Below are 8300 nucleotides of genomic sequence, written 5' to 3' on the forward strand. Positions count from 1 at the left end.
ATACCTATGATCGAGTTGACGTAGAGCGCATGATTTGGCGGCGCATGCTGAACCTGAATCTGGTCAAGCTTCACTTCCAGTTCTTCAGCCAGAAGCATCGAGAGCGACGTGTAAACCCCCTGTCCCATCTCGACCATCGGCATGACCAGGGTCACGGCGCCGGTTGGATTGATCCGTATAAATCCGTTTGGCGCGAAAGTACCCGTGACCTCGTTTTCGACCACCTGCGAAGCCGGCGCCGCGAAGACGGGTTCCGTGCTCACACCGGTCAGCGCAAAACCAAGCAGCAAACCTGTGCCCCGTAAAAACGCCCGCCGCGACATAGCTGTTTCATCGGCGATCTGCTCTCTCAGAATAAGTCCATCCATAATGTCAAACTCCCGCAGCGTGCTTGATCGCAGCGCGGATGCGCTGATAGGTGCCGCATCGGCAGACATTGCCTGACATGGCGGCGTCGATGTCGTCATCCGTCGGCCTCGGCGTGTCCTTCAGCAGCGCCGCCGCCGACATGATCTGGCCGGACTGGCAGTAGCCGCACTGCACCACCTCCAGCTCCAGCCACGCCTTCTGCAAGGCCGCGCCCTGCGGCGCCTGGCCGATCGCCTCGATCGTGGTGACCGCGCTGTCGCCAACGCTGTCGACAGTTGTCTGGCAGGAGCGGACCGCTTGGCCGTCGACATGCACGGTGCAGGCGCCGCACAGCGCCTGGCCGCAGCCGAACTTGGTCCCGGTCATGCCGAGCACATCGCGCAGCACCCACAGCAGCGGGGTGTCGCCGTCGACATCGACCTCGTGGGGCGTGCCGTTGATCTTTAACGTGAAAGCCATGGATGCCTCTCGGTGGCTGGGGGTGATAGGGCGCAGCTGGCCAATCTGGACGGCACCGGCCGGCTGCGCGCATCAATGGGCGCGTGGCGCTCAGGGACGAACGCGGATGATCGACTTCCCCGAGCGTCGCTCGGCCATTTGTCTCTTTGTTCGAAATATTGCGGCGTTGGGGAGCACCGGCGATCCTCATGACACTGTTCCCTGTATTGGTGAACCCGTAGCGTTCGAACTGTCGCGGGTGCCGTTCCCGCTCGTGCCAGTGTGCGGATTGCGTGCACCGAGGACGGTGAACAGGGTGGCGACGATGGCAAGTCCGCCGTATCCGAGGGCGATCTGCGGTAGCGAAAAGATCTTGGAGAGTTCGCCGGAGATGAGGCTTGGGAAGGTGGCGCCGCTGTAGCAGAGGAGGTAGATCGCGCTGAAGATCGGTGCCCGGTCGGCTAGCGTGCTGCCGTGCAGCAGGCCGCGGGTGGCGGCGCTGATGGCGATGCCTTGGCCGGCGCCCGCAACGATGGTCGCGATGATGAACAACACTAGTGTGCCAGCGCAGATCGCTGTAACGATGCCGATCATTCCGACCAGGAAGGTGACCATGCCGACGCGTTGGGCTACCGCGGACGTGAACCGGCCGCCAATGGGAGCGCCGAGAACGCTGGGGGCCATATAGGCGGCGAACACCAATCCGAGGACGAGCGGGCTGCGGGTGTGGAGTTGCTCTTCGACAAGCGCAGGCACGAAGGCCTGGTAGAACGCCCCGGTCGCCCAGGTGGCCAGGAACACCGCCGCGGCGACAGGGAGCAGATGCCTGACCTGGGCTGGTACGCTGACCTTGGGTAACAGCGATCGCCAAGCGCCCGGCGTCGGAGTTGCGGTTTCCGGGCTGATGGCGATGAGTGCAGCAGACAATAATAGCAAGCCGACGCAAACCAGGTAGATAAGGTCGCGTGGCCAGTGGCCGAACTGGACCGGGGCGCCCGAGGCGATGGCACCGACGGTGAGGCCGAGCATTGGTCCCTGGCTGGATGCGACCGAGGCCAACCATTCCGGTTTTGTGGCTGCAGCGTCGACGATGTAGGAAGTCAAGGTGCTGCTGGCCAACCCGGTACCAACGCCCATCAGGACTCGACCGGCCAGCAGGGTGCCGACGTCGTGCACGTTCAGCAGCAGCAGACAGCCCAGCAGGAGCAGGCCAAGGCTAACGATCGCTGTGAGCCGGCGACCCAGATGATTGGACAGTCGTCCCAGCACCAACAGTCCGGTACCAGCACCGATGGAGTAGGTGACGATGGCCTTTGAGATGCCGAAGTTGGTGAACCCGTCCTCAGCCCGGTAGATGTTGTAGACGGGGATCGGCGCTGCAGCCGTCGCAAACGAGGCCGCCAGGGAGACCACCTCAGATAAGAATGCGAGCCGGAGCGTTCCGCCCCGGTGAGCCTGGTCGATCACCGGAGTCACGCTTTGCATCGAATCGTACGTTTCTCTTGTTCCACGCAATTGATTAATATCCGTCTCAGGCTGCGCATGCCTTCGATCGTCGCGATCTCGCTGTAGAGGAATTCGCGCATGAAGTATGACGTCGACAGGCCCACGCGCGTGCAGTCCTCGAGCGTTCGAATCGATTTGGGCGAGCGGAGGTTCATGCGGCTCGCCGCCTCACCCGTCCAATATGGCGGCGTACTCAGGATGCTTGAGCGCGCAGGCGGACATGAACGGGCATTTGGCGATCACGCGCATCCCGCGTGAACGCGCCGCTTCGAACGCGCCCCGCGCGAGCTTGGATCCGTAGCCCTGCCCGGAGAACGCGAAGGGCACCTCGGTGTGCGTGAAGATCATGCGGCCGTCTTCAATGGCGTAATAGGCCGCCGCAATTTCGTCCCCGATCGGCAGTTCGAACCGACGCATCGCCGGGTTGTCGATCACTTCTCCGCCGTCCGCCATCAACAACTCCGGATTCGCGACGCGCGCTGTTCAAACTCGGCACCAATCAAAAACACAATTCGGGATCCTCCGGGATCCGCTCCGCGCACATATGTCAGGCGGTCTGCCGCACCGCCGTCCCTTGATTATTGTCGATGATGTATCGCCAGAATCCATCCGCGCCGCGGCGCGCGATATCGCGCGCCGTGCCTCCGAGGTGCACCTGCTTGCCGTCAGGACCCTTGCCGTCGATGGACCAGTCCAGAACTATCTGGGCTGTATCGCCGGCGACGAACACATGGCGCACCTTGGTCACCAGCGGTAGGCCGAGCTTGATATCGTGCTCGATTATGGCGGCGATCTCCGCGTGATCAGTGACGGTTCGCCCGTCGTTTGCGACGAACACGGCCTCCAGGGCGTAGATCGCCATCTGGTTGCTGACTTCGCCGGAGTTAAATCGCTTAACCAGCGACGGGATAATGTCTTCGGGCTTCGTAGGAAGTGGAAAGCGCTCGGACATCACAGGGCTCCTGTTCGTGTTGGTTGAAACGGTTGCCGTGCTCGTTAATCGATGAAGTCGGTGACGGTCGTCGATATTGATCGCAGTGCAGGACGAACTTATCCAATAGCCGACACGCATAGATTCCATAGCGGCGGAGAATAGCGCGGCGACAGTCGTCACTGACGTCCGCAAATCAACGCGAGTTGAATCCGGCCCACCGCGTCACGGCGAGCGGCAATAACGATCATCTATCGATCCCATGGCGAGAGGTAATTTCCCTTGCCTTGGATTCGACCGTCACCTTGGGACGACGGGCCGGTGTGCATATCGATGACGTTCGAAACTCGATCGAAAGCCGAATAAGGGAAAGTGCACTCCGAGGAGGCATCCGCGCCCGATCAAGTTTGAACGCGCCGATGATTTGGAGGCGAATGCCAGTAGGAGGGAATGAGTTGCAACAATATCTGTCGTTCGGCTCAAGCCATTCGCCGCGGCCCGGCCGCGGCGGCGATCAAGGGTAGGGCCAGTGGAGATCGCTGAAGCCATCTTTCCGATACTACTGGTCATCCTGGCGCTTGGCATCGCGACCGCCGTCCTGTCGCGAATGGTAAAAATAAATCCGATCGTCGGTTACCTCTTCCTCGGCATGGTTGTGTCTGCCGTTCGCCCCCGAGCTTCTTTCGGTTGGCGGAACAGTTCACCTGCTCGCGGAGCTCGGCGTCGTTTTCCTGCTCTTCGATATCGGCCTTCATTTCTCGACTGCGCACGTCCGACGCCAGGCGGGCGACATTTTCGGATTCGGGCCGCTTCAGGTCAGTGCGTCGACGATCCTTATCGGTGGCGGCGCGTGGGCACTCAGCCTGTCGCCGATCGCCACGCTCGTCGTCGGCACTACGCTAGCGCTTTCGTCAACCGCGATCGTAGCGGGAGTCATTGCGGACCGTCGGCAGCAAAACTGTCCGGTCGCACTCACGGCTATAGCGATTCTGATCTTTCAGGATGTCGCCGCAATCTTTCTTCTGATTCTGACGACGACGCTGGAGAATGGCTCCGCAGGCCCGGCAATGCTCGCGGCCTTGTTGAAGTCGGCGGGGGCAATCGCAGTAGCGTTGCTCTCGGCCCAGGAGGTATTCACCGCTACAGCGCTGCTAATCGCGCTCGCCGCCGGCTGGTCGGCAGCACGGTTCGGATTGTCAATGACGCTCGGCGCGTTTCTGGGTGGCATGATGGTGGCAGAGAGTCCCTTCAAGGCGAGTGTGCGCTCGGAAATCGGGCCATTCCGGGGTCTCCTGGTGAGCTTCTTTTTCCTCTCGGTCGGCGCTTCGCTGGACCGTTCCGTGATCGCAAGCTCTTGGCCGGTCATCGTCGGTATGGCGGTCGGGATCATCGCACTTAAATCGACTGGCAATATCCTCGCGAGCTTGGCCTTCCGCTGGGCCTGTGCCCGGCTCAATCCAACTGGGGGTGTTGATGGCAGGCGGCTCGGAATTCGCGTTTGTTGTGTTTGCAATGCCCGACGTTCGCACGACCGTCGGCGACGCTGCGGTCGCGCAGCTCATCGCAGCCGTTGCTCTCACGCTCGCTGTAACCCCGACCCTTGCCTACATCGGCCGGAACATTGCTGGCCGTTTGCGGACGCGCGCGCCACGCAAGATGCAGACCGAGATGGTACCACAGGGGAAGATCAACCCGGTGATCATAGTCGGCATGGGAGATGTTGGGCGGACGATCGCGGATGCCCTTGAGGAGTTTAATATCGGCTATGACGCTGTCGAGCGCGATGGAGCTCGATTACGCAGCGCCGTAGCGGACGGCTACAATGCTTCCTTTGGGGACGCGTCGGACGCGAGGCTTTGGCGCGCCTTCGACCGGGGCGGCCGGCAATTCGGCGTGATGACGGCCTCCTCGATTGCCGCTGCAAGGGACTGGATCCCATCGTCTCTGGCGCTCTACCCGGACCTTCACCGCCTCTGGGTGACAGGCACCGACGACGAGGCTGCGCAGCTCAATGAGCTTGGTATCGAAGCCGTGGTGTCGCCCGACGAATCTCACGGACTCGACGCAGCCCAAGCGTTGCTTACCGCGTTCGGTATCGCATCAGACGCCGTCTCCGCCTGGGCGGACCGGCAGCGCGCGCGGATCGCGAGCCCCTTGGCCGCGTGACACGGGCGCTGCCGTCGCAGGACCTGAGGACCAGAGGCAGATTAGCGGAGAGGTCGATGCCAGCACCTGCTGTGCGTGCCGTTGGTAATTGAATCTATAGTCGTGGCGTATTGGACACCTTCGGATCGAGTATCCATCTTCCATGGCATGAATTCGAAGGAGGAATCCATGGCCCCCTACAAGAAAACAGGACGCTGCGGTCGCGAAGCTGTCGCCGGAGGAATATCGAGTGACGCAGCAGAGCGCGACCGAACGCCCAGGAACCGGTGCGCTTCTGCACAACAAAGAACCAGGCATTTATGTCGATATCGTCTCGGGCGAACCGCTGTTCGCATCGTCGGACAAATATGAGTCGGGCTGTGGATGGCCGAGCTTCACCAAGCCGATTGAACCCGCAAACGTGAATGAGCTGCGCGACACCAGCCACGGCATGATCCGGACGGAAGTGCGTTCGACGCATGGCGATAGCCATCTCGGCCACGTCTTCCCTGACGGACCGAGCGATCGCGGCGGCCTTCGCTACTGCATCAATTCGGCTTCGCTGCGCTTCGTGCCGCGCGACGAGATGGTGGAGCAGGGCTACGGTGACTATCTCAACCAGGTGGAGGACATCTAATGACGACCGAACGTGCTGTGCTCGCCGGTGGCTGCTTCTGGGGCATGCAGGACCTCATCCGCAAGCTGCCCGGTGTGATCTCGACCCGGGCCGGATACACAGGTGGCGACGTGCCGAATGCGACGTATCGCAATCACGGCACCCATGCCGAGGCGATCGAGATCGTCTTCGATCCCTCGCAGACGACCTATCGCCGATTGCTCGAGTTCTTTTTCCAGATCCACGATCCGACCACACTCAACCGGCAAGGGAATGACCGTGGTACGAGCTATCGCTCGGCGATCTATTTCACCAGCGATCATCAGAAGGCCGTCGCGCTCGATACGATCGTGGACGTTGACGCGTCGGGATTATGGCCTGGCAAGGTCGTCACCGAAGTCGAGCCAGCCGGTGATTTCTGGGAGGCCGAGCCCGAGCACCAGGACTATCTCGAACGAATTCCGCACGGATATACCTGCCATTTTGCACGTCCGAACTGGGTGCTGCCGCACAGGACCAGTGCGGTCGCCTAAATTTAGAAAACGTCGCTCGGCGCACGACGCCGCAAGCGCACTCGTGGGGATTTCAAGGGGATGGGAATTGTGGGCCTGCCCGCACCTACGCTCGAGGATGTCCGGTGGATCGATGAAAATGGCGACGAGCGTAGCCCGTTGACCTTGGCCGAGTTGGGCCAGGGTTTTAGGATACTGTACTTCTTTCAGGATTGGTGCGCGGGCTGTCATAGACGTGGCTTTCCCACATTCGTGACACTTGCCGAGGAACTTCGCGAAAAGGGTGTTGGCCAGCCATCCAGACCGTGTTCGAGGGTTCGGAAATCAACACCTTCGATCGTCTGCGGGCAAATCAACGACGATATGGACTACGTGTTCCGTTTGGGCATGCTGTCGCTGACTCGATCTCATAAGACGCTGTGCCCGCGATCATCGAGGCGTATCGGTCCGGCGGAACTCCCTGGTTCGTCGTGATCGCACCCGATGGCCGCGTCGTGTACGACGGGTTTCTGGTTGCAGCGGATGGCCTCATCCAGGCACTTTGGCCGCTCTCCGCCTGACCAAAAGGCGGTCTCTCGATACGCAGTCTGCGGGCTCCCGATCTGCGCTTACGGAAGCGCTCGTCGAAAAGCACAAGCTGGTTTTCCGATTTGCATATGCCCCGATGCGCCAGCGGTCTCCGTAGCCACCGTCATCGCTCGATCCCCTGTGCCGGTTAAGGCTCAAGATTCCATCCATGTAAGTGAGGTGCGAGGAGCGGGAGAAGATGGAGCCGGTGCTCCATAGGTCGCCCCCCTTCAACTCATCAATGAGATGAGTCCTGTGCGGGGAGCCGGCGCTCTGAACCGATTACGTAATCTCTTGGTGGCGCGCCCGACACGATTCGAACGTGTGACCTCCACCTTTGGAGGGCAACGCCAACAACCCCGCTGTCCAGCACCGACGGAAATCGAAAGGTTGGACCAGTAATTGGACGAGCCACGCCAGCGCATCGCTTTGCGACAGGCCGAACTATGGCGCGTTCAACTCAGCGAAGGCTGGGCTTCGAACGCTCGCGCAGGCCATGGCGAAGGAATTCGCCGAGGATGGAATCCATGTCGGTCATCTCGACAGCGCAATTGGCGGGGACAGAATCTTCAATCGCTTCCCCGACGCAGCCAGCCGGGAAGAAACCTGATTAGCATCGAAGCAATCGTGAACGCGTTCACGTTCCTCTATGGCCAGCCACCCCGGGTTCGTCATTTGAGGTTGACGTCCGAACGTCACGCGAAAAGTGGTGAACGTGAGGCCTCAATTCCTTCGTTCGGAATATCGAAATTCGCCGCGAACGTTTCGTTTCGCGATACCAACAAAAATGCCAACAAAACAGACGGCTGGAGTGGACTTTTACTTGTGTTTTCAATGCGCGGCGAAAATTTGCCCTGGGAAATCCGGAATCAAACCAATGCCTTAAGTTATTGTTGTTATTGGTATTTTTCCCGTGGTGCCCCTGGCCGATAATTGCCTAGAGCCATAACCACTTGAATTTGAAGCCACTTTTGTCGGCGATTGTTGCCGATACCAGCACAAATACCAGCAGGATGCGGACGGCATTAGCTCGCAAAAAACAGCAAACGATCTGCGCCGGCACGGTCCGTGCTCAACAATCGCCCGAATCGAACCGGGCTCAAACTCGAAACCTTTGCAGGAGGCAGGCGAGCGTTTATTCAGCGGCTTTCAGTCTTTCGAAGTGGAGTAATCGAAATCGGGAGTTTGACTCCCACTCTCTCCGCCATCATTTTCC

Annotated in this window: 8 protein-coding genes and 1 pseudogene; 4 read left to right on the forward strand and 5 right to left on the reverse strand. The window is 60.3% G+C overall.

The annotated features are described in order from the left end of the window. The 5 genes from ACZXDY_RS43510 to ACZXDY_RS43530 form a co-directional block, all read right to left on the reverse strand. A partial coding sequence (locus ACZXDY_RS43510; protein WP_464349728.1) for a molybdopterin cofactor-binding domain-containing protein occupies positions 1-368 on the reverse strand: 368 nt, incomplete at its 3' end. A gap of 4 nt (positions 369-372) precedes the next feature. Next, complete coding sequence (locus ACZXDY_RS43515) at positions 373-828, reverse strand: (2Fe-2S)-binding protein (RefSeq protein ID WP_464349729.1); 456 nt, start codon at positions 826-828, stop codon at positions 373-375. 186 nt (positions 829-1014) lie between these two features. Beyond that, positions 1015-2292, reverse strand: coding sequence for an MFS transporter (locus tag ACZXDY_RS43520; RefSeq protein WP_464349730.1), 1278 nt, complete (start codon positions 2290-2292; stop codon positions 1015-1017). Between the two features lie 189 nt (positions 2293-2481). Next, positions 2482-2766, reverse strand: a complete 285-nt coding sequence (locus tag ACZXDY_RS43525; RefSeq protein WP_464349731.1) for a GNAT family N-acetyltransferase — start codon at positions 2764-2766, stop codon at positions 2482-2484. Between the two features lie 94 nt (positions 2767-2860). Continuing rightward, positions 2861-3265 (reverse strand): YybH family protein, encoded by a 405-nt coding sequence (locus tag ACZXDY_RS43530; RefSeq protein WP_464349732.1) that lies wholly within the window; start codon positions 3263-3265, stop codon positions 2861-2863. Positions 3266-3897: 632 nt separating this feature from the next. Between ACZXDY_RS43530 and ACZXDY_RS43535 the strand changes: the two are divergent. The 4 genes and pseudogenes from ACZXDY_RS43535 to msrA all read left to right on the forward strand — a co-directional run. Next, positions 3898-4611: pseudogene (locus ACZXDY_RS43535) on the forward strand (cation:proton antiporter domain-containing protein); the annotation flags it as partial. A gap of 145 nt (positions 4612-4756) precedes the next feature. Beyond that, complete coding sequence (locus tag ACZXDY_RS43540) at positions 4757-5410, forward strand: NAD-binding protein (RefSeq protein WP_464349733.1); 654 nt, start codon at positions 4757-4759, stop codon at positions 5408-5410. Positions 5411-5561: 151 nt separating this feature from the next. After that, complete coding sequence (msrB, locus tag ACZXDY_RS43545; RefSeq protein ID WP_464349735.1) at positions 5562-6026, forward strand: peptide-methionine (R)-S-oxide reductase MsrB; 465 nt, start codon at positions 5562-5564, stop codon at positions 6024-6026. Continuing rightward, positions 6026-6538 carry a peptide-methionine (S)-S-oxide reductase MsrA gene (gene msrA, locus ACZXDY_RS43550; RefSeq protein ID WP_464349734.1) on the forward strand — a complete coding sequence of 171 codons (513 nt, stop codon included), beginning with the start codon at positions 6026-6028 and terminating at the stop codon, positions 6536-6538. Before msrB ends, msrA begins: the two co-directional genes overlap by 1 nt. The last annotated feature ends 1762 nt before the right edge of the window (positions 6539-8300 follow it).

It is taken from the genome of Bradyrhizobium sp. LeoB3 (assembly GCF_055456055.1).